Source organism: Microbulbifer halophilus, from assembly GCF_026183675.1.
Taxonomy (GTDB): domain Bacteria; phylum Pseudomonadota; class Gammaproteobacteria; order Pseudomonadales; family Cellvibrionaceae; genus Microbulbifer; species Microbulbifer halophilus.
Genome location: NZ_JAPIVK010000054.1, coordinates 1 through 21418 on the forward strand (window position 1 = coordinate 1; position 21418 = coordinate 21418).

The following is a 21418-nucleotide window of genomic DNA, read 5'->3' on the forward strand; positions in this document are numbered from 1 at the left end:
GGAAGAGGCGCTGGGTTTTAGGTGGGGTTTATTGATCGCTTACGGGAATCCCGGTTCAAGTCTCAGGCATTACTGGACGAGCGCGCGCTGACCGCTTGCCTCGCCTATGTGGATCTGAATCCTATCCGCGCGAAGATGGCGGAGACACCGGAGATATCGGACCACACTTCCATCCAGCGGCGCATCTCGGCCGCGAAAGAGGGCCGACAACCGCAGGCGATTCTGCCTTTTGCCGGCAACCCGCATAACCCCATGCCAGATGGGCTGCCTTTCCGCCTACAGGATTATCTGGATCTGGTGGACTGGAGCGGGCGCTGCCTGCACGAGGGGAAACGCGGGGCCATTGACAAGAAGCTGCCTCCGATTCTGGAGCGATTGCAGATCGATCCAAGGCACTGGCTCTATCTCAACAAAAACTTTGAAAGCCGCTTCAGATCTCTGGTGGGGACCACCCACTCGGTACGTAGTGCCTGTGAACGGCTCGGCAAACGCTGGGCACACGGCATTCGCGACTGCGAGCGCTATTTATCGCCGCCTGCCGCTTCCTAAAACCCTGCCCTGTTAAAGAACATGTCCGCAATCCCGTTGTGAGGGATCACTTTGTCTCAAAAACACTGGCTGGCGTTTCTTGGCACAACCTCCTGTCAAAATACGAAAATCGTCCGACAAGACAACTCTCGCTTGAACCGAGAACTGTTTCCCAGCTTATTTTTCAATTAATGGCTGTCCAATTCTTCGGTCGAGTTATTTTATCCTTAATGGATGCAACTTTGTTGATGCCAATTCTCGGCGTCAAACCCTGTATTCGGACCAAGCCAAAAATCCCAACAACCTCAACATACTTATTCTTGCATGGGGATTTGTTTGTTTTCATCCTCTCGTTTTCCGACAAGCTCAAAAGCAAGGAAGAACTGGTGTCATCTATCTTCGCATGCTCCTCTGTCAAATATAAATCACTTCCTCGACCTAGAAAACCGACCACCACGACTCTTTTTCCTGCAAATTTTTCAGGATCTCCAAGCAATGCCGACATAGGAACAAGGAGTTCAGGCTCTTCTTTTCCACATGACGAAATAACAAACAAAAAAGAAAAAATAATTGTAAATAGAATCCACTTCATATTTCTAACACCCTCTAGAAGAGGATGCACCATAGACCGTGCAGCCTCCGTTTTGCTGTTGAACGTATACTGGCGCATTGGCTGATCTAGAATAGGCATTGTAGTCAACTGTCCTTTTTGAACTACCAACCAAATAAATACTTACTGCAACTGCATCTTGAATTGGCCCTGGAGCTTGAATATAACCTGTCTGCTCTGGCTGAACCGGACTATACGCAGTTCCCTCGAAAGCCTCAGTTAAAGAGTATGGATTGTCAGGAATATCAACCAGTGCACCAGATTTTATAAAGTCTGCAAGCCAAGATCTATCTTCTTTTACGATCACGCCATAACTTTCGTTCATGTAATTGACTAAATGCCCTAGCAGAACTCAGGGCACCATGTACAGCAAATATAAGCTGCACATCATTCTCTTTTGAGGCCGTAACTACCACTTCGCTTTCATAGGTGGTTCCTGTCTCCGGCTCGTTTGCCTCATTCTTCGCCTTCTCCGTAGAAAATGATTGCGGAGGTGTGGAGGCACTGATCAAGCAGCAGTCGGCTTGATCAAACGACAAAGCCCCGCCGGAATCACCAGCGGGGCTTTGTGTGGGGGTTCACGGGGCTGCAAACGTTATTTTCTTTTTCCCTGCAACTCTAGCAATTTACCCTTCAATAGAGAAACATTTTTATCCTCTTTGCCATCAGAAAATCTAGACAAATCAAAAATTAATTTCTCCACAATCTCGCAAACTTTTTGCACGAAAACCTTAGAACTAACAACAACCTGTTCCCCCTTATAAAAAAAATTAAATTTCCCATCCTTATAAATAACATCTATAGATTCAGGCTCTTCCAGAACTTCGATTCTATTCTGTCTACTCCCAGAAATAATGAAATCAGACATTTCCATTAACCATGCATCAACATATGTACTTTCAATAGTAATAGATTTCCCATTATCCCCCACTATATATACGTTACCTATGGGATCATCAGGGTCTACCCCACCGCTCACGTCCAAAGCATAGAAAATATCTGTCAATTTCTACTCCTCATAACACGGGATATACGCTTCTTAGATTTCCAGCAGCATTTAGAACAGCCCTTACTTGGACGCTATTTCCACCAACATTAACGACCGCTTCAAATCCTCGACTCCCATTCCTAACATTGATCAAATTAGCTGGATTGCCTGCTATTTTCTTACCAATCTTAATCTGATCTTTCAAAGTAAAATTACTATCAAGTTTCTGAAAATCCTTTAAATGTTTTTTAAGATGTTTAAGTCCCTTCTTACTAATTCCAATAGCAATCTTTTCACCCTTCAGAAGGCTTGTTGCTTTAGCTCCCGACAACCACTCCGCAAGAAAAAAAAGAGCACCTAGCCCTGAATCTACTGGATTTCCAAAGCTGTCCCGAGTGATAAAACCGCTAGAATCCCCAATCAAAGAAGAAGTAGCTCCTTGCGTGGCTGTAACCGTTACGCATCCACCACCGTATTCACACTTCTCTTCGTCGGCCTGCTCCTTCGCCTTCTCCGTATTTTTGTCATCCGAATCATCTTCCGATTCGTCGGAATCGTTACTATTATCAAAATTGGCGTCATTCTCAGGACTGCGCCCGGGTCCAGGAGCCGGCCCAGGAGTCGGCCCGGGAAAGAATCCCGGAAAAGCGGGCGCAGGTGGTCCTCCACATCTGCATTCATATGTAACTACAACTTCTTCCATATAGCCCGATGGGTCTGTAACGCTTAGCGGGTTATTCCTCACATACGAATAGCGATTCCAACTCTGGCTGCTTTCCGGAAATTGCACCACTGGATCCGGGCTCAAGAATCGGCCCAGTGTCGGATCGTAGATACGCCCGTTCATATGGATCAGTCCGGTCCTATCCAAGTGTTCATGACCGGTAAAACCCCTTCTGGTGCTAATACCCTGAGCCTCAAGCAGGTAATCAATCGCCTGATCGCTCAGTTGGCTGTGCCAGTCCGGGCTTCTCCTACCCCCGAAGGGTTCGAAGGCTGTATCCAGAATGATGAGGTCACCAGTCCCGTCAGTTACCTTTTCGATAGACCCCAGGTGGTCCCGGTGCAAGTATTCCTTGAACTCCTCCTCTTCACCGGTGTGGCGGTAGGCTGCAATGTGCAACACATTAGCATCCAATCGCGTCTTTTCTATGCGCTGGTAATCCGGATCGTTCGCGGGGAGCTGCTCTTCGAACTTGCCCAGGATAAAGGCTTTTTCGGTGCGCAGTGTCTGAGCATCCTCGTCCCACCAGCTGGTTTCCCGGTAGTAGCGGTCGCCGCCGGGGCCGTAGCTGAACCTGTCCCTGGCAGTGGGGGTTCCGGTGGTCTTGCTGTCGCCGAGGACGATTTCGGTGGGCAGCTGGCGGGCGTTCCAGGTGATCCACTTGTCGTCGCCGCTGGCCGCGTCGTAGCGGGTGATGGCGCCATTCTTGTTGTAGTGCAAGGTGTGGGCCACACCGTCGATATCGACGTTGCTTACGGCGTTGGGGCCGGCGTTCCGGGTCTGTCCGTACTGATAGCCGGTCACCTGTGTGTCGCTCTGGTGACTACTGGTTTTACTTCGGATATTTCCCAGTTTGTTGTAGGTTGTGCTCAGGGATCTTGCGGCACCGCCGGCAATGGAGATATTGCTGTCTGTAAGGCGATTGAGGGCGTCGTATATAAACTCTTCCCTTCTTTGTTCCACACCGTTGGCATCCTTGATCAAGCGACTTTCCAGGGTACCGTTGGAGCGCCAGGCGTATTCGTTGTTCTGGATGCTGCCGCCACCGGTGATGATCTTGGTAAGACGGCCGCTCTCCGGGTCGTAGCCACGGGTCGTGATCAAGCCATTGCCATAGACTTCTTGTTTCACTTGACCACGGGCGGTAATTTCCTTGAATGTCTTGATAGCGGTACCCGTGTGGTCGCGAACTTCGTGCAGATAACCGCGCCCATCGTCGCCGTAGTCGTACTCGGCCTGGGCTCCATTGGGATAGGTGACACTTCTCAGCCGTCCATCGCCAATGCCGTAGTAATCGTAGCTGTGCTGGTAGTTGCGGCTGAGGCCTCCGGCGCTAAGGTCGGTGGTCAGTGTCTCCAGCTTTGCGTTGCCGTTGTAGCCACGGCTTTCCCTGAAGACTTCTGTGCCACCGCTAATGGCGCCGCCCTGGAGCAGGCCGCCGTCGACGTAGCGGCGGCTGCCTAGCTGGCCTTTTCCATTGATCGGGTCGTAGGTCCATTCAGCAACACCGTCTGCATCTGCCTGAAAGCGCGGTCGGCCCAGCTTGTCGTAGCGGTAGTCGATATGCTGGCCTTCGTTATCGATCTGTTTGATCAGCTGGCCCAGCGCGTTGAAGCGGCTTTCCACCGTGCCCAGATTGGGATCGGTGAGGTTTGTGCGAAAGCCGGCCAGATCATAGTTGAACGTGGATGAGAAATCGGTCGTGTCTCCGTCCACGGTAACCGTTTTCATATGACCGCTGCCATCGTAGGTGTAGCTGGTTGAAACCTCTTTGGCGGTACCTTTGGCATCGACTGTCTCGTCCAGATCACCGGTGACCAGATAGAAGCTCTCCTTGATCTGGGCTTCAACGGGGTTACCCGTGGCATTCAGTACTTCTTCCTCCACACGCACTTTGACGCGTCCATTTACCACGCTGTAATCCGTGGTGATAGCGGCACCATCTGGCTTGGTGAGGCTTGTCACCCGGTCGCGACTGTCGAAGCTATTCACCTTGGTAAATGAGGGATTGCTCTCAGTACTGGGATAGGAGTCGGTCTGGTACTCCAGACGGCCACGGTCGTCATAACCGTAATCTCGCCGCACCGTGGTACCATCAAAACCCTCCCATTCCTCGCGCAGCAGTCGGTCCAGCTCGTCGTAGTAGCGGGTAACCCGCGGCGTAATGGCCGAATCGGTAATCAGCTTGTAGCGGGGACTGATATTCTTTACAGAATCGCAGTTGTAGCAGGATTCGTAGCTGCTATCGAAAATGACCCCATCGGCATTGGTACGATCGTCTTCGCGACCGAAGGCATCATAGATGATGCTGGTGGTGCGGCTATTGGCGTCGGTGACCGAGTCGACACTGCCGAAGCGCTGGTCGTATCCAACTGTAATTTCCTGTTGCAGTGGATTGCTGATGCGCGTGGGGTAGCGGTTGTCGAGGAATTCGAGCACTTCGGTCGTGCGTGTGGCGATATCCACACCGCTGACAGTCTCGCTCTCCAGATTGCCACTGCCATCGTAGCTGTAGTGGGTCTGCAGTTCGTACTGTTCATCGTCCGGATATTGAATAACACTGCCCGGCTTGTTGCTGCCAGGCCAGGGGGCGGCCACAGCAGACTGCTGGCGATCCAACTGGCTGCCGATATCGCCGCGGAAATGCTGCTTCTGCTCGTACTCGGCGAAACCCAGAAGCCAGGGGCTGGTGCGGTTGGCATATTCTGTGACAGTTTGACTGGAACGCAGCACATCGGCCCCATTGATCTGGGCCTCTTTTACTTCGCCCCAGTAGGTAGAGCCACCGTCGTCGACGTTGGCGGACTCGGCGATACGCTCGGTGGCGGTGCGTCGCAGGATCACCTGCCCGATGTTGCCGTCGGGTGCTTCCGTGTCGAGCGCGGTGCGTCTCTCGCGGTAGCCCAGCAGCTGACCGCCCTCCAACTGTGCCTCCAGCGCCTGATCGATATAGGTCCGCATAACACCACTACCGAGGTCCAGCGCTCCGTAACGGTAGCGTTTTTCGGTAAGTACTTCACCGGATACACAATCACCGTGGCACTGGATCAGGCGGGCGGTGGCGCCGGCGTGGGGGAGGTCCTGGCGGAACTGGCTATATGTGGAGATATCGCTCTTATCATCACGGACCTTCTGGGCATGGAAGCCCAGGAAGCCCCAGTTGTCGGATCCCATTAGTCCCGGGCCCTGGTAACGGTATTGCGTCCTGTGCCAGTCGAGGGCGAAGCCGTTGCTGCGCCTGACTTCACTCACAACCAAACGGTAGACACCACGGCCGGGATCATTCAGATCCGGATAGCTCGGCGGCAATGGATAGGCGCCAGGAACATTGATTCCGTCTTCCGAGCCAAATGGACTCTGCTGAATAAAACCGGCACTGTCGTCGGGCGACAACGTACGGTAGGAAATTTCCGTTACGGCGCCCAGACTGTCGGTGACTCGCTCTACACCCAGCTCGAAGTCGATGCCAAATTCATAATCGCCGATCTCCCGCTCTTGCCAGTCAAACTTGACTGGTTCCAGGCACTCCCGGTTGTGCTGTTTCGTAAAGCCACAGACCTGCACCTCCTTGAGGCGACGATAGCCTTCTATTTGGCCCTCGTCCTGAGAGATCAACCGGTACTCGCGCAGATCTTTGTTGTTTAGGCGCACTAGTATCCGATGGAGCCGCACCAGTTGACCCTGGTCAATTTCTTCCGATAGGGGTTCTGCTGGGATATCCGAGCGCGGGCTATATTCGAATTGAATACGCGCATCACCGTCATCGCCATAGATGATGTCCAGGGGATAGTTGATGCCTTCGGCCAAATCGCGATGATAACGGTATTCAACGGTATTGCCGAAGGCATCCGTCACCTTATTGAGGCTCCACCCGAAGTAAGGAGACTGGCCAACCTTCAGACGACTTTCAGGCTCGCGGCCATACTCCTGCACCCGGCCGTCCGGCGCCTCTACCTGAAACCAAGGCTTACCTTCTGAAGTGGCTTTCTGCGTAATCAAGCGGGAGGAATCGCGCAGTGTGCGGTATTGCGTATCGGTCTGCCAGTAGTCACCGGAAACCGCCACCAGCGGCTCGCCGTCCAGACAGAGGAGATCACTGTCATCCAGGGCTATTTCGATCCGACTCTGATCCAGGCTGGTAATACATCGGCGGATTTCGGAGAAGCCGCCCAGACGCCAACCGTAACCGAGAATATCTTCCGGCAATTGATCCTTGGTCCGATGATGGTAGCGAAGACCGGAATAACCCAGCGACACATTCGGTGCCAGACCGTTGACACCGGGCGCGGCATCAACGGGGATGGTAATGGAGGCATCGCCGGTATTGGTAACATCGACACTGTAAGGGGTATCGCCGGGGACGGTGGTGGTAATCGTTTCCAGCACCTCGCCGATGCCTTTCAGGGCGTGGACCTTGACCCAGCTGCTGACTCTCCAGTTGGAGCATTCGCCCACGCTGTTGCAGGCCTTCACTCGATACCTGTACTGGTCGTCCAGTTCTACCTGTGCACTGTAGCTGCCGTCCTGTGGATTTTCTTCGTCTGGGGTGATTTCATGCCAGCCAATTTGACCGCAGCCGTCCTCTCCGGTCTTGCAGCGTTGCTGCAACACAAAACCCGCCGCATCCGGAGAGCCGTCCGGCAATTCCCAATCCATCGCAACCTGGCCGTAGTTGCGGTCCAGGGGCTCGGTGACCCAGTCCGGCGTGTCGGGGACCGGCACGGGGATATCCACCGGCACATCCGTAGACGAACTCGGCCAACGGCGACACCCTGCCGGCACCAGGCCATTGCAGGCACGGACCCGGAAGCTGTATGTGCCATTACTGCCCTGGGGCAAGTCTATCTCTGAACGGGTGCCATTCAGATTACTGTTACCGCATGTGTCAAACCCGAAGTTGCTGTCATCCGGCTCCTTACACTGGAGCTGGTAGCGCAACTCCTCGTACTGACTGGCGCCGGAGACGGCATTCCAGGTCATGGAAAAAGTTTCGGAGGGAGCCGACACTGTGGGTTCCAAGCCTGTGACATGGCCCGGCTTATTGCGCACAGTAACGACAGGCGCGTACTTCCAACTACTGTGATTCGAGTAGCCTCCTACTGTGACATAGCTGCGTACCCGATGTCTGTAGTCGCCGTCAGGGAGGCTACTGGCAGCATGCAAGCCTTGGGCGTAGACGTACGTATTACCGGTCTGGAAAGCATGGCTGGGATGACCGCCGCCGGAGGGATACCAACTGCCCCAACTGCCGCCCTCGGGGCGGAAGCGCTGTTGGACTTCATAGCCGTCGACCCGAGGCGAGTCATCAGCGGCACCCCATCGGACTTTGAATTTGCCGTTGGTGTCGGTGGTGCCGCTGGTTACATTCTTATTGGAGAGCGCCCCGATGGAGTCCGGTTTTAAGGCAACTTTGACGGAGTGACTCCCGTGGAACACAAAGGTGGCGCAACTCCCAGGCGGCCCTTGCATACAACCTGCAGGCCAACCCCACAACTGAAACTCATAGACACCGCTGTCATCTATGTTTATCGAATTTGCGTCTGTCGTGCCGGATCTAGGCAAACTTATAGTTTTTTCTAAGTTTCCGTTTTTGTACTGACGCAACGACTTATCGCCGTATGGACTGGAATAAGTTAACGTAAATGTTCCAGATCTATTTTTTGCAGGCCCAGAAACATCCGCCTCTGCTTTATAGATTACTCCTAGAAAAACTAGAAAAACTATCGCTAGACGAACTACATACATTGGCCTCGACAAACTTGAATCTCTCCAGCGCATAAATAGCCCGCCCATTTTTAATATTATCCTTGTAATCCAATAACCTTAAGATCAAAAGCCGAATTGGAGTTGCATATATGATTTCACAACACTCTAACAACACGTTATTGGATTTGTGAAGACTTGCGCAATTACATGACATTACACATACAATCAAGAATGCAAATACAGCACGAATACACGCAAGTTCACGTGCAATAAGATTTGATTGGTATAGCCAAGCATCGATTGACAAGTTAGAATGTTTAACTGACCAAAAATCTAGATTCCCACAGAACAACCTTATAGACTAACCTCCAAGGTTTCAGTGACGTCAATTCGACGGATGAGGCAATCGAAAAAATCTATTGCTGGCAACATGTTCACTTTTGAACTTTCCTCTGCTGGCGCTGCACTATCTGCGTCCAGCTGCCGAAAAAGTCCGCCTCCCCCTGGATGATCGCGTTGTTGAGCCGATCGATTTCCCGGCGCAGGTCGCGGTCGTGAAAAAACAGGCTGCCGCCGCGGAGGCTGTAGGATTCCGGATTTTCCGCCAGCAGTTTGAAGTAGCGTTCCACCCGCTGCAGATAGGCGTCGACGCGCTTGCGGGAAAAGTTTCCGTCCCGGTAGTAATCGAGCACTTCGCTGTCGNATGGATATCCATGCGCAGGTCGTCGAGATAGCGGTCCGCCGCCTGCGCGGCGACGTTCAGGCGGTTGACGGTACGCAGCCGCCGGCGCAGGGATCCGCGGCTCTTGAAGGTGCGGCTGTCGCGCATCTCCGCCGAGGCAAAGCGGCCCAGCGGTCGGAAGATGGTCTTGTGCTGCAGGTTACTGTGGCGGGTCAGTTTGTCGCAGATCTCGGTGGCGGACTGCCACTCGACAAAAGGCTCACCATCCAGCAACTGCTGTGGCAGTTGCCCGATGCTCGCCTCCAGTTTTTCTGCCTGTCGCCGGTAGTACTCGGGCCGCTCTTGCCAGTCGTTGGCCTGCAGCCTGAACAGCGACAGCAATCCCTGGTTGACGCAGCGCGACAGCAGGTGCGCAGTCTGTTCGCGCTGCTTTTCCTGTACCTCGCGGTAGTGGTCGAGGCCGTAGAGTGCGGCAATGGCGGCCACCAGCAGGAACGCCAGCAGCGGGTAGAGTTTTTTCACTGTGAATTATTTTTTTTGCCTGGTTGGATGATTTTTACCGGTGTCTCGACTTCCGCCGCCTGGCCACTGTCAGTGACGCGCGTCTGCGGTTCCCGCGGCGCGGACTGCAGGCGGATTTCGTCCTTGAAACCGCAGGCGACGCACTCGCGGTAATTCTTGTCGCCTTCGCTATAATTGACGATCCTGTCCATTTCGCTGCAGCGTGGGCAGACGGCGCCGGCGATAAACCGCTTCTTGGGTTTTCGTGCCGTTATTCTCTGCTGTTCGTCGCTCATTGATCGATACCTCTCAATTCGATTTCTCCCGGGCCGTGTCAGCCCGGGTCAGTGTTCAATGCGAGCTGTTCGATGCCGGAGTGACGCAACAGCGCGTCTATTTTAGGCGCGCGCCCGCGAAATTCCGTGAACAGGTCCTCCGCCTCGCGGCTGCCGCCCTTTTCGAGAATACTGTGCAGGAATTTCTCCCCGGTGGCGCGATCGAAAATCCCCTTTTCCTCGAACAGCGAAAAGGCATCGGCGGACAGCACCTCGGCCCATTTGTAGCTGTAGTAGCCGGCCGCGTAACCGCCGGCGAAGATGTGTGCGAAGCCGTGCTGGAAGCGGTTTTCCGCCGCCGACGGCACCACCGCCACCCGCTTGCGCACATCGTTCAGCAGTTGCTGGATCTCTTCCGCACTGGCGCCGGTATTGCGGCTGTGGAGCAGGAAATCGAACAGCGCGAACTCCAGTTGGCGCACGGTAAACATGGCGGACTGGAAATTCTTCGCCGCCAGCATTTTGTCCAGCAGCTCCGCGGGCAGCGGTTCGCCGGTCTTGTAGTGGCCGGACATCATCGCGATGGCCTCCGGCTGCCAGCACCAGTTTTCCAGGAACTGGCTGGGCAGTTCCACCGCATCCCAGGCCACGCCGTTGATACCGGAGACGTCGGCCACATCCACTTTTGTCAGCATGTGGTGCAGGCCGTGGCCGAATTCGTGGAACAGGGTGGTGACTTCGTTATGGGTCAGCAGCGACGGCTCGCCACCGGCGGCCGGAGCGCCTGCGGCGGAGATGGGTGGAGAGAAATTGCAAACCAGATAGGCTATTGGCAATTGCAGGCCCGACTCCGTCTGCCGGCGGGTACTGACGGTATCCATCCAGGCACCGCCGCGCTTCTTCTCGCGCGCAAAGGCATCCAGGTAGAAGCCGGCGATGCGCTCGCCGTTGCGGGTCAGCCAGAAGAAGCGGGCGTCCTCGTGCCAAGTGGCGACACTGTCGTCCGCCTCGGCGGTGACACCGAACAGTTTTTCCACCACCGCAAACAGACCGGCGAGGACTTTTTCATAGGGGAAATAGGGCCGCAATTCCTCCTGGCTGATGGCGTAACGCTCCTGTTTCAGCTTTTCTGCGGCCCAGGGGATATCCCAGGGCTTCAGTTCCTGCAGGCCGAGATTGTCCGTCGCGAAGGCTTTCAGTTCGGCGAACTCGCGCTCCGCCGCGGGTTTGGCGCGCTCGGCCAGGTCGTTGAGAAATTCCAGCACCCGGTCGGTATCCGGCGCCATCTTGCTGGCCACGGACAGCTCGGCGTAGCTCTCCATGCCCAGCAGCTTCGCCTGCTCGGCGCGCAGCTTGAGGATTTCCTCCATTACGGAAGAGTTGTCGAACTTGCCGCCGTCGGGACCGGTTTCCGAGGCGCGGCTGACAAAGGCGCGGTGCACCCGCTCGCGCAGCGCGCGGTTGTCGGCGTGGGTCATCACCGCCAGGAAGCTGGGGCCCTCGAGCGTGATCACCCAGCCCGGCAGGTTTCTGGACTGCGCCGCGGCCCCGGCGGCGGCCAGTGCCGTCTGCGGCAGGCCGGACAGCTCCGCGGCATCCTCGGTGTGGTAGGTCCAGGCGTTGGTGGCGTCGAGTACATTGTTGGCGAACTGGCTGCTGAGTTCCGCCAGGCGGCGGCTGTTGGCGGCAAAGCGCTCACGGGCGTCCCCCTCGAGGCCCACGCCACTGAGCTCGAAGTCCCGCAGACCGAGTTTCACCGCCTGTCGCCGCGCCTGTGGCCAGTCGGCGAATTCGGGGGACTCCGCCAGCTGCCGATAGACGCCGTAGAGATCCCGATTCTGGCCCAGCTCGGTCCAGTAGGCGGTCACCTCTGCCAGCGCGGCCTCGTAGGGTTCGCGCCAGGGGCCACTCAGTACGCTGTTCAGGTGGCTGACCGGGGAGAAGGCGCGGTTGAGCCGGTCCTGGGCCTCCTCCAGCGGTGCCAGGGTGTTGTCCCAGTCCGGGTTTTCCAGCCCCTTTTCCAGTTGATCGCGGCAGTTATCGATCAGTTCGGCGATGGCCGGCGCCACCTGTGACGGCTGTAACTGGTCGAAGGCGGGCAGTAACGGGAGATTCAACAGCGGATTGGACATACAACACCCTTTGCACAGAAATCGATAGAGCTATCATAGGAAACCGATTGTACAGGAGGTTGACCATGTCCCCACTGCGCTCCCACGGCGACAGCAACAACGAAATTTCCCCCCGGCTCGGCAACGGCGTCTATATCGATCCGCAATCGGCGGTGATCGGCGACGTGGCCCTGGGCGACGACTGCTCCGTGTGGCCCATGGCCGTGGTGCGCGGCGATATGCACCGCATCCGTATCGGCGCGCGCACCAGCGTGCAGGACGGCGCCGTGCTGCATATCACCCACGCCGGCCCCTTCAATGAGGACGGCTGGCCGCTGGAAATCGGCGAGGACGTGACCATCGGCCACAAGGCCTGCCTGCACGGCTGCACCATCGGCGACCGGGTGCTGGTGGGTATCGGCGCCATCGTGCTGGACGGCGCCGTGGTCGGGGACGAAGTGGTGCTGGCCGCCGGTGCCCTGGTGCCGCCGGGCAAGAAGCTCGAGAGCGGCTACCTCTATGTTGGAGCCCCCTGCAAGCAGGCGCGCCCATTGAGCGATAAAGAGAGGGAGTTTTTCCGCTACTCCGCCGCCAATTACGTGAAACTGAAAGACCAGTACCTGACCGGGTACAACCAGTCCTGAGGCATCCCCTCCCTTTGTGGGAGCGACCCATGGCTGCAGCTGGCCTGCCGAGCTGGAGCTCGGCGTGCCCAGGGATCGCGGCCATGGCACGCTCCTACAGGCTCTCCGTAGAGACTCCAGCCGATGAACAATCTGACCCGCACATCGGGTGTCGACGCGATCCCGGATACCCGCCAAAGGAGTAACTATGGAAGCAGATTTCTGGCACCGGAAATGGGCGAACAATGAGACCGGTTTTCACGAAGGGGAAGCCAACGCACTCTTGGTGAAACATTTCGGGCGGTTGTCGATACCCGAAGGCGGTCGGGTGTTTCTGCCGCTCTGCGGCAAGACGCGCGATATCGCCTGGCTGTTGTCGCAGGGCTATCGCGTAGCTGGCGCCGAGCTGAGTGAAGTCGCGATACAGCAACTGTTTGATGAACTGGGCACGGAGCCGGAAGTGTCCGCGGCCGGCAATCTGACCCACTATCGTGCGGACAAGATCGATATGTTCGTCGGCGATATTTTTCAGTTGTCCGGCAATCTGCTCGGCCAGGTGCATGCGGTCTACGACCGCGCCGCGCTGGTGGCCCTGCCCGACAGCATGCGAGAAGTTTACACCTCACACCTGATGGACATTACGGGTCGTGCGCCACAACTGCTGATTACCTTTGAATACGATCAAGAATTGATGGACGGCCCACCATTTTCCATCCGCGACGGGGAAGTCCGGCAACACTACCGCAACCATTACCGGCTGACCCAACTGGAACGAAAAGATGTCCCCGGTGGGTTCAAAGGCCAGTGTGCGGCGCGGGAAAGCGCCTGGTTGTTAACCTGAAATCGATCTCTCAAAGAGGAACCGAGACCATGGACCAAAAGCTGGGGCGCGCCTGCGTTCACGGCGGCAGCAGCCTGAGCAACTTTACTCTCGTACCAATAGCTGCTCCGCGGCCCGGACGAGCTGGCCGGTAAGCTCCCGCAGCAGTTCACCACCGTTGCGCCAGTAGTGCCAGTAGAGCGGTACATCCACCGGCCGTTCCGGCAGCAACTCGACCAACTCGCCGCGGGCCAGCTCGCCACTGACCTGCAGCTCCGGCACCAGTCCCCAGCCGAGCCCCGCCGAGGTGAGGCGGACGAATCCCTCTGAAGAGGGGCACAGGTGATGGGCAAAGGCGCCGGCGACACCCAGCGACTCCAGGTAACGGTGCTGGAGAAAATCATCCGGCCCGAAAACTACGGCCGGGCTCCGGGCCAGCGCCGCGGTCGTCACGCCGTTGGGGAAATGACGGGCGATAAACCCCGGACTGGCCAGAGCCCGGTAGCGCATGGCCCCCAGCGGGACACTGCGCGCGCCGGCCACCGGGCGCTCGGCGGCGCAGACGCTGGCCGCCACTTCACCGGCGCGCATGCGGTTGAACCCCACCTCCTGGTCTTCCACCACCAGATCCAGCAGCACTCGCTGCCCGGCACAGAAATCGGCCACGGCGGGCGCCCACCAGGTCGCCAGGCTATCGGCATTGATCGAGATGCGCAGGCGCTCCGGCGGGCCGCCATCGTCAAGAGCCGGCACCTGCCCCTGCAGGTCCCGCTCGAGCAGGCGCACCTGCTGCACATGGCTGAGCAGGCGCCGGCCGAGTGCGGTGGGTTGGGGTGGTGTCGCCCGCACCAGAACCGGCTCACCGACCCGCGCCTCGAGCAGCTTGACCCTCTGCGACACCGCCGACTGCGACAACCCGAGAACCAACGCGGCCCGCTCGAAGCCGGCCTGCTCCACCACGGCGGCGAGCGCAAATAGCAGCTTGTAGTCGAGCATATCGATTTCTCTAATGGGTTATCAGCAATATTTGTTTTCCTTATATCAGCTTCCGGTACAGACTCGCCAGTGCTGAAACAGATCCATGAATTGGCAGAAGCGGGGAAATGGTGGAATGTGGCATAGTTACCTGAACGGGTTGTTGGTAGGCGCCGGGCTGATCATCGCTATCGGCGCGCAGAATGCCTTTGTACTGGCGCAGAGCCTGCGCCGCGAACACCACCTGCGGGTAGCTGCGCTCTGCGTATTGTGCGATGTGGTGCTGGTTACCGCCGGCGTGTTCGGCCTGGCCACCCTGCTGCTGCAGAGCCCCATGCTGCTGGCCATGGCGCGCTGGGGCGGTGTGATTTTCCTGTTCTGGTACGGATTCAGGGCCCTGCTCCGAGCCATCCGCCCACAGGGGCTCACACAGGTCGCGGACGCCGGTCCGCGCTCTCGCCGCGCGGTCCTGCTGACCGCCCTGGCGGTAACTCTGCTGAACCCCCACGTCTATCTGGACACGGTATTGCTGATCGGCTCCCTCGGCGCCCAGCAGGCCGAGCCGGGCGCCTACACGCTGGGTGCCGCCAGCGCATCACTGGTCTGGTTCTTCGGCCTCGCCCTCGCTGCCGCATGGCTTTCGCCCTGGCTCGCACGCCCGGCAACCTGGCGCCTGCTCGACCTGGGTGTGGCCACGATGATGTTCGGCGTAGCCGCACAGCTGTTGCTCGCCCACTGATGGCCACCGTTTGCTGTTATTTACCCTGGGCGCGCAGCAGGCCGGATCCGGCAATACCGCCGGCGGCGCAGGCTAGCACGATCACCAGCGGCGTCAGCATTCCCAGCGCCAGGGCGGCGGGGCCGTAGCCGCGCATCGGCAGCAGCAGGAACAGCAGCACGCCGGCCGGAATCAGCGACAGGAAAAATCCGCGCGCCAGCCAGGATCGCCGCCACGGCAACAGGAAAATCAGGCCACAGACACCACCCCAGACGATGCGCTGGTAAAGATAGGCATTGGAGAGATACGGGGCGATATCGACCCCCACCCAGCGGGTAAAACCGTAGTGCCCCATGGCCCACAGCGCCAGCGCATAACCCAGCCCGCCGAGACAGCCGGCGGCGAAGCAGACGGACAGGTTTCTGGTGAATTCTCGCACTGGTTACCTCCGATCGATAAACGGGCGGCAGTATGCCAAATCCCCGGCACAGGACTGTAAACGGGTATTCATTTTTGCCGTTCGGGACGAATCTGGATGGGGAATCGGGCACAGCCCCGCTGCCGGGGCTGTGCCTTGTGGTGGGATCAGGCGGGCCGCCTGGATTCGCCGTAGAGCGCTTCCAGCATCGCCTGCGTTCGCTCGGCAAGGGCCCGCTGGCTGGCATCCAGCAGAATCACATGGCCCATCTTGCGACCGGGGCGCAGGCCCTTGCCGTAGAGCCAGACACCTTCGTTGGCCAGCGCCGGTTTTTTGTCGACGCCGAGCATATTGATCATCACCGCGGGGCGTTCGCTGTCGGTGTCCCCCAGCGGCATGCCGAGAATCGCGCGCACATGGTTGGCAAACTGGCTGGTTTTGGCACCGGCCAACGTCCAGTGACCGCTGTTGTGCACGCGCGGGGCCAGCTCGTTGACCAGCAGGCCGTCGTCGCTGACAAAACACTCCATCGCCAGCACGCCCACATAGTCCCAGGCGTCCATCAGGGTCGACAGATAGTCCTGCGCGGTTTTCCGTAACGCTTCGCTGACATCCGGCGCCGGTGCGGTGGATACCAGCAGGGTGCCGCGGTAGTGGTCGTTCTCCGCCAGCGGGTAGGTGACCATCTCGCCGTCGGCGGTGCGGGCGCCGATCAGGGACACCTCGCGGGAGAAATTGATCCCCTTTTCCACCACGTATTCGCTCTCCGGCACTCTGCCGCGGAGGGCCTCGAGCGATTCGTCGCTGTCCACCCGCCACTGATTCTTGCCGTCGTAGCCGTTTTCGCAGCTCTTGATAAACGCCGGGTAGCCCAGTTTTTCCACGGCCGTGAAGATCTCGTCGTAGTTGTTCGCGGGCAGGAAGGGCGCCACCGGCAGACCGGCGGCGGTGATGGCGTTTTTCTCCCTCAGGCGGTGCTGGGTTTTCTCGAAGGCATCCGGGCGCGGGTAGACCGGGCAGCATTTTTCCAGCGCGCGCAGCAATTCCACCGATACCTGCTCGCGCTCGGCGGTAATCACTTCGGGACTGCCCATGGCCCGATAGAGCGACTCCGTATCGTCGCCGTCGGTGGCCTGCACGATGGTGCCCAGCCCCTCGACACAGGCGGTGCTCTCCCCGCCCTCGGCGAGAAAACTGAATTCGATCCCCAGCGGACGGGCCTCCTGGGCCATCATCTGCGCCAGCTGGCCACAGCCGACTATACCTACGCGCCTGACTGTCATTTCCGGACTACCTCTTTCAATCCCGACTTCATTCCACCTCGAACGGCACCTGCGCACTCTGGTTTTCGCGCCAGGCGATCAGCCGCTGCTGCAGCGCCGCGTCTGTCAGCGACAGCATCTGCGCCGCCATCAGGCCCGCGTTGTAGGCCCCGGAGGCGCCCACGGCCTGGGTGGCAACGGCCACGCCCTTGGGCATCTGCACGATCGACAACAGGCTGTCCATGCCAGTCATGAATTTGCTCTCCACCGGCACGCCGATGACCGGCAGCGGGGTCATGGCGGCGATCATGCCCGGCAGGTGGGCGGAGCCGCCGGCGCCGGCGATGATTACCTGGGTACCCTGTTCGTGCGCGGTAGTGGCGAACTCCACCAGCCGCTGGGGCGTGCGATGGGCGGAAACCACCGCGGTGGCAAAGGGCACCTGAAGCTCGCTGAGCGGTTGTGTCGCCCTCTCCATGGTCGGCCAGTCAGATCGGGATCCCATCACGATGGTGACTTTCTCGAAGGGAATCTGTTTCACTTACTGTTCACTCCAGTATTGCACGAGAGCCAGACTGGCTGGTTTCGCCACCGGCTGATAGTAAAGGGTAAGGTAATCGCGGGGAGTAAAGTCCGGCAGAAGGTCCGCTCCGGCACCGCCGGCCGCCACAAATCAGGGGCGTGAGGATACCAAAACTCGGCGAGAAAGCACCCCCGGCGGGCTTTTTGGCCCTCCCCGGCCGGCATCGAGGGTCACTTTCCGGCCAGCCGCGCACGCAGCCCGGCCAGTACCGGCGCCACCTCCGGGTGCACACCGCGCCACAGGTAAAACGATTCCGCCGCCTGCCCCACCAGCATGCCCAGGCCGTCCGCGACCTCGGCGCTGCGCTCGCGCGCCCAGTCCATGAACGGCGTCGGCTCGGCGCCGTAGACCATGTCGTAGGCGCGACAGCCGGGGCCGATGACACTGTCCGGCAGCGGCGGCAGTTCGCCACCGAGGCTCGCGGAGCTGGCGTTGACGATCAGGTCGAATTCGCCGGGGAACACATCCAGGCCGCCGGCGCTGAGGGTGCCGCGCACGGAAAACTCGGCCACCAGCTGCTCGGCCCTGGAAAAAGTGCGGTTGGCGATATGCACCAGTTGCGGCTTTTCGTCCAGCAGCGGCAAAAGGGCGCCGCGGGTGGCGCCGCCGGCGCCGATGACCAGCATTTTTTTATCGCGGAGCTGCCAGCCCAGGTTGTCGACCAGGTCCGCCACCAGTCCGGCGCCGTCGGTGTTGTCGCCGAGCAGGCTGCCGTCGTCCTGTTTCTTGAGGGTGTTGACTGCACCGGCGGCGCGGGCGCGCTCGGTCAGTTCGTCGGCAAAATGGTAGGCGTCCACCTTGAATGGCACGGTGATATTCAGGCCGCGACCGCCGGCGGCGAAAAAAATCCGCGCAAAATCGGCAAAGCTTCCTTCTTCCGCGAGCAGTTTCTCGTAGTGAATATTCTCGCCGGTCTGCGCTGCAAAAGCGCCGTGGATCTGCGGCGACAGGGAATGGGCGATGGGGTTGCCGACGACTGCGTAGCGATCACTCATGCTTTTCCATCCCGATTCGCTTTTCTGCGCGCGCGCACGGCGCCGCGTATTTTTTCCGCCTCATCCACCAGTACCAGGCCGTCCAGTTTCAGGCTGTCTTGGGTATCGCCGACGATATAGCGTGTAGTGGCACTGTAGAGTTCGGCACTCTTTTCGCCCTGCGGATACAGCAGCGTCCAGTTCAGCGACGCCAGGCTGCTGTTTTCATTCAGCTCGATCACATCGGTCACAGTGCCGACGATCTGGTTGACCTGAAGGCGCCGGTAGGCATTCAGCAGTTTGTCCACCTGCCGCACAAAATACTCTCTGCTGACAGCCTGCTTGCTGCCGTCCTCGCGATAGTAGTGCAGCGGGAAACGATAGAAATCTGCCACCTGCTGTGCATCGCCGACCTCGAACTGGCGGCGATAGTCTAGAAAGAGTCGATTGATATCTTCGAGTCGCCCTTTGTGCACGGCGGCCCTCCTTGTTTCTTGCTACTGGCGCAATTGATGGCCACGTCGCTTCGCTCCTTTGCCCATCCTACGAATTAAATCCACTCGCGGTGGGGCAGAAAATCCGTATAGAGTTTTTCCTCGGCGGAGCCCGGCTGCGGGTGCCAGTCGTACTGCCAGCGCACCAGCGACGGCAGTGACATCAGGATGGATTCGGTGCGCCCGCCGCTCTGCAGCCCGAACAGGGTGCCGCGATCGTAGACCAGGTTGAACTCCACATAACGGCCGCGGCGGTAGAGCTGGAAATCGCGCTCGCGCTCGCCGTAATCCGTATCCCTGCGCTTGCGCAGGATGGGCAGATAGGCATCGAGATAGCTGTCGCCCACGGCGCGCATCATCGCAAAGGCGTTGTCGAAACCGCCCTCGTTGAAGTCGTCGAAAAACAGCCCGCCGACGCCGCGGGCCTCGCCGCGATGCTTGAGGTAAAAGTAGTCGTCGCACCACTTCTTGAAACGCGGGTAAACTTCCTCGCCAAAGGGCGCGCAGGCGTCTTTTGCGGTCCGATGCCAGTGGACCACATCTTCGTGAAAGCCGTAATAAGGGGTCAGGTCGTAGCCGCCGCCGAACCACCACACCGGTTCCGCACCGGGCTTTTCCGCCACGAACAGGCGCACATTGGCGTGGCTGGTGGGCACATAGGGATTGCGCGGGTGGATTACCAGCGACACGCCCATGGCCTGGAAGGAGCGCCCGGCCAGTTCCGGGCGGCTGGCGGTGGCCGACGGCGGCAGGCCGTCGCCAAAAACATGGGAGAAATTCACACCGCCTTTCTCGATCACGCTGCCCTCTTCCAGCACCCGCGTGCGGCCACCGCCACCGCCGGGCCTGTCCCAGGCATCCTCGCGAAACGCGCCGCCGTCCTCGCCGGCGATGGCCTCGCAGATACGGTCCTGCAGATCGAGGAGGTAGTGTTTGACGGCGTTGGGATCGACTTTGCTCATGCGGGATCAACTACTTGCTGTGAACTTACGGGCGCACCACGCCGCCGCTGATCAGGTCGCGGATCTCGCTGGGGGCGCGGCGGCCACCGGTGGCGCCCCCGCCGACGAAATCCAGCGCGTCGCCGAAATAGCGCAGTACCTGGTATTTGTGCCGCGCCGGCTGGCAGCCGGCGGGATTAGCGGAGGTGGACACGATAGCACCGCCGTAGGCGCGCGTCAGCGCCGCGGTAAACGGGTGATCGGTGCAGCGCAGCGCCACCGAGTGGTGGGCGCCGTGGACCCAGGGCGGGACGCGGCCGAAGTGCGGCACCAGCCAGGTGACCGGGCCGGGCCAGGTGGCGTGCAGCTGTTGCAGTTGCGCCGCCGAGAGATTGTCGAGCAGTGCGCCGAAATCGCGCTCGTCGCCGGAGACCAGGATCAGCCCCTTCTCCAGCGGCCGGCTCTTCAGGCGCAGCAGCCGCTCGACCGCCCGCACATCGAACGGGTCGCAGGCGAGCCCCCACACGGATTCGGTGGGATGCGCAATAACACCGCCCGCCGCCAGGGCGCGGGCGGCCTGCTTGACCGCAAGCGGGGAGTACACCATCGGGGGTTACCCGGCCCGGTGCAGCGGCAGATCTCTCTGCCGTTGCGCATTGAGTGGCTTGCTCATTTCAGCTCTCTTTCACCAGTCAGTCCGGAAGACGCGGCAATCTAGCCGATCGCTCCCCTCTGCACAAGTTAGCTGCTAACCGGTTTCCCCCTGCAGGTACACAGCGCCCGCGGGCGTCAACTGGTAACCGCCGGGCAACGTCTCCGCCAGGCCGGCCAGCTCCAGCTGCAGCAGTGCGGCCATCAGTTCGCCGGTGTCGCGTCCGGTTTCCGCGGCCAGCTGCTCGATACTGCGCGGATCGCCGCCCAGGGCCGCAATCAGCGTCCGCTGCCCCTCCGGCAGCGGCGCGGGCGCTGCGCTGGCCGCCGTTTGCGGAACCGACAGCAGCCCGCCCAGCTGTTCGGCGATATCGGCACTGGTCTCCACCAGCGCCGCGCCCTGCTTGATGACCCGGTGACAGCCGCGCGCCAGGGGATTGTGGATGGAACCGGGGATGGCGAATACCTCCCGGTTCTCTTCCAGCGCCAGGCGCGCGGTAATCAGTGAGCCGGAGCGCAGCGCGGCCTCCACCAGCAACACGCCCAGGGACAGGCCGCTGATAATGCGGTTGCGCCTAGGGAAGTTGGCCGCCTCGGCGGAAGCTCCCAGGGGCATTTCACTGACCACGGCACCTCCGGCGGTGAGGATTTCCTCCGCCAGCGCAACGTTGCGGCGCGGGTAGAGCCGGTCGACGCCGCTGCCCAGCACCGCCACGGTGGCGCCGTCCGCCTGCAAGGCGCCGCGGTGGGCGGCTGCGTCGACGCCCAGGGCCAGGCCGGAGGTGATGGCGAAGCCGGCCCCAGCCAGGTCCGCGGCGAAGGCGCGGGCGTTTT

General features: G+C 59.3%; 19 protein-coding genes. 4 read left to right on the forward strand and 15 right to left on the reverse strand.

Translation table 11 applies throughout. From position 1 onward, the window contains the following. Nucleotides 1-21: 21 nt before the first annotated feature. A complete protein-coding gene (locus OQE62_RS18325; protein WP_265723495.1) occupies nucleotides 22-549 on the forward strand; it encodes a hypothetical protein in 528 nt (175 codons plus the stop codon). Between the two features lie 163 nt (nucleotides 550-712). Here the strand turns inward: OQE62_RS18325 and OQE62_RS18330 are convergent, their stop codons facing one another. From OQE62_RS18330 to OQE62_RS18355, 6 genes are all read right to left on the reverse strand, one after another. Beyond that, the gene (locus OQE62_RS18330) at nucleotides 713-1120 is read right to left on the reverse strand and encodes a hypothetical protein (RefSeq protein ID WP_265723496.1); all 408 of its coding nucleotides are present in this window, start codon (nucleotides 1118-1120) and stop codon (nucleotides 713-715) included. Nucleotides 1121-1124: 4 nt separating this feature from the next. Beyond that, complete coding sequence (locus OQE62_RS18335; protein WP_265723497.1) at nucleotides 1125-1463, reverse strand: hypothetical protein; 339 nt, start codon at nucleotides 1461-1463, stop codon at nucleotides 1125-1127. Nucleotides 1464-1733: 270 nt separating this feature from the next. After that, a complete protein-coding gene (locus OQE62_RS18340) occupies nucleotides 1734-2144 on the reverse strand; it encodes a hypothetical protein (RefSeq protein WP_265723498.1) in 411 nt (136 codons plus the stop codon). 10 nt (nucleotides 2145-2154) lie between these two features. Beyond that, entirely contained in the window at nucleotides 2155-8286 is a 6132-nt protein-coding gene (locus OQE62_RS18345) for an RHS repeat-associated core domain-containing protein (protein WP_265723499.1), read from the reverse strand. A gap of 1470 nt (nucleotides 8287-9756) precedes the next feature. Next, the gene (locus OQE62_RS18350) at nucleotides 9757-10035 is read right to left on the reverse strand and encodes a YheV family putative zinc ribbon protein (RefSeq protein WP_265723500.1); all 279 of its coding nucleotides are present in this window, start codon (nucleotides 10033-10035) and stop codon (nucleotides 9757-9759) included. Between the two features lie 38 nt (nucleotides 10036-10073). After that, entirely contained in the window at nucleotides 10074-12146 is a 2073-nt protein-coding gene (locus OQE62_RS18355; protein WP_265723501.1) for a M3 family metallopeptidase, read from the reverse strand. 65 nt (nucleotides 12147-12211) lie between these two features. Here OQE62_RS18355 and OQE62_RS18360 point away from each other — a divergent pair, with 65 nt between their 5' ends. Both OQE62_RS18360 and tmpT read left to right on the forward strand, forming a co-directional pair. Then, on the forward strand, nucleotides 12212-12769 hold the full coding sequence (locus OQE62_RS18360; RefSeq protein ID WP_265723502.1) for a gamma carbonic anhydrase family protein: 558 nt from the start codon (nucleotides 12212-12214) through the stop codon (nucleotides 12767-12769). Between the two features lie 187 nt (nucleotides 12770-12956). After that, complete coding sequence (gene tmpT / locus OQE62_RS18365; protein WP_265723503.1) at nucleotides 12957-13589, forward strand: thiopurine S-methyltransferase; 633 nt, start codon at nucleotides 12957-12959, stop codon at nucleotides 13587-13589. Nucleotides 13590-13673: 84 nt separating this feature from the next. Here the strand turns inward: tmpT and OQE62_RS18370 are convergent, their stop codons facing one another. Next, a complete protein-coding gene (locus OQE62_RS18370; protein WP_265723504.1) occupies nucleotides 13674-14564 on the reverse strand; it encodes a LysR family transcriptional regulator ArgP in 891 nt (296 codons plus the stop codon). A 115-nt stretch (nucleotides 14565-14679) separates the two neighbouring features. Between OQE62_RS18370 and OQE62_RS18375 the strand changes: the two genes are divergently transcribed. Continuing rightward, complete coding sequence (locus OQE62_RS18375; RefSeq protein ID WP_265723505.1) at nucleotides 14680-15282, forward strand: LysE/ArgO family amino acid transporter; 603 nt, start codon at nucleotides 14680-14682, stop codon at nucleotides 15280-15282. Between the two features lie 16 nt (nucleotides 15283-15298). Here OQE62_RS18375 and OQE62_RS18380 read toward each other — a convergent pair whose 3' ends face one another. The 8 genes from OQE62_RS18380 to OQE62_RS18415 form a co-directional block, all read right to left on the reverse strand. After that, nucleotides 15299-15700 carry a hypothetical protein gene (locus tag OQE62_RS18380; protein ID WP_265723506.1) on the reverse strand — a complete coding sequence of 134 codons (402 nt, stop codon included), beginning with the start codon at nucleotides 15698-15700 and terminating at the stop codon, nucleotides 15299-15301. 146 nt (nucleotides 15701-15846) lie between these two features. Beyond that, the gene (locus OQE62_RS18385) at nucleotides 15847-16962 is read right to left on the reverse strand and encodes a 5-(carboxyamino)imidazole ribonucleotide synthase (RefSeq protein ID WP_265723507.1); all 1116 of its coding nucleotides are present in this window, start codon (nucleotides 16960-16962) and stop codon (nucleotides 15847-15849) included. Between the two features lie 28 nt (nucleotides 16963-16990). Beyond that, the gene (gene purE / locus OQE62_RS18390; RefSeq protein ID WP_265723508.1) at nucleotides 16991-17482 is read right to left on the reverse strand and encodes a 5-(carboxyamino)imidazole ribonucleotide mutase; all 492 of its coding nucleotides are present in this window, start codon (nucleotides 17480-17482) and stop codon (nucleotides 16991-16993) included. Between the two features lie 212 nt (nucleotides 17483-17694). Continuing rightward, nucleotides 17695-18519, reverse strand: coding sequence for a shikimate dehydrogenase (gene aroE, locus OQE62_RS18395; protein WP_265723509.1), 825 nt, complete (start codon nucleotides 18517-18519; stop codon nucleotides 17695-17697). Beyond that, the gene (locus tag OQE62_RS18400; RefSeq protein ID WP_265723510.1) at nucleotides 18516-18974 is read right to left on the reverse strand and encodes a hypothetical protein; all 459 of its coding nucleotides are present in this window, start codon (nucleotides 18972-18974) and stop codon (nucleotides 18516-18518) included. The genes aroE and OQE62_RS18400 overlap by 4 nt, the downstream gene beginning before the upstream one ends. A gap of 74 nt (nucleotides 18975-19048) precedes the next feature. Beyond that, on the reverse strand, nucleotides 19049-19954 hold the full coding sequence (hemF, locus tag OQE62_RS18405; protein WP_265723511.1) for an oxygen-dependent coproporphyrinogen oxidase: 906 nt from the start codon (nucleotides 19952-19954) through the stop codon (nucleotides 19049-19051). Between the two features lie 25 nt (nucleotides 19955-19979). Then, nucleotides 19980-20540 (reverse strand): L-threonylcarbamoyladenylate synthase, encoded by a 561-nt coding sequence (locus OQE62_RS18410; RefSeq protein ID WP_265723512.1) that lies wholly within the window; start codon nucleotides 20538-20540, stop codon nucleotides 19980-19982. Between the two features lie 141 nt (nucleotides 20541-20681). Then, the coding region (locus OQE62_RS18415) for a DNA-processing protein DprA (protein WP_265723513.1) at nucleotides 20682-21418 on the reverse strand (737 nt) is incomplete at its 5' end.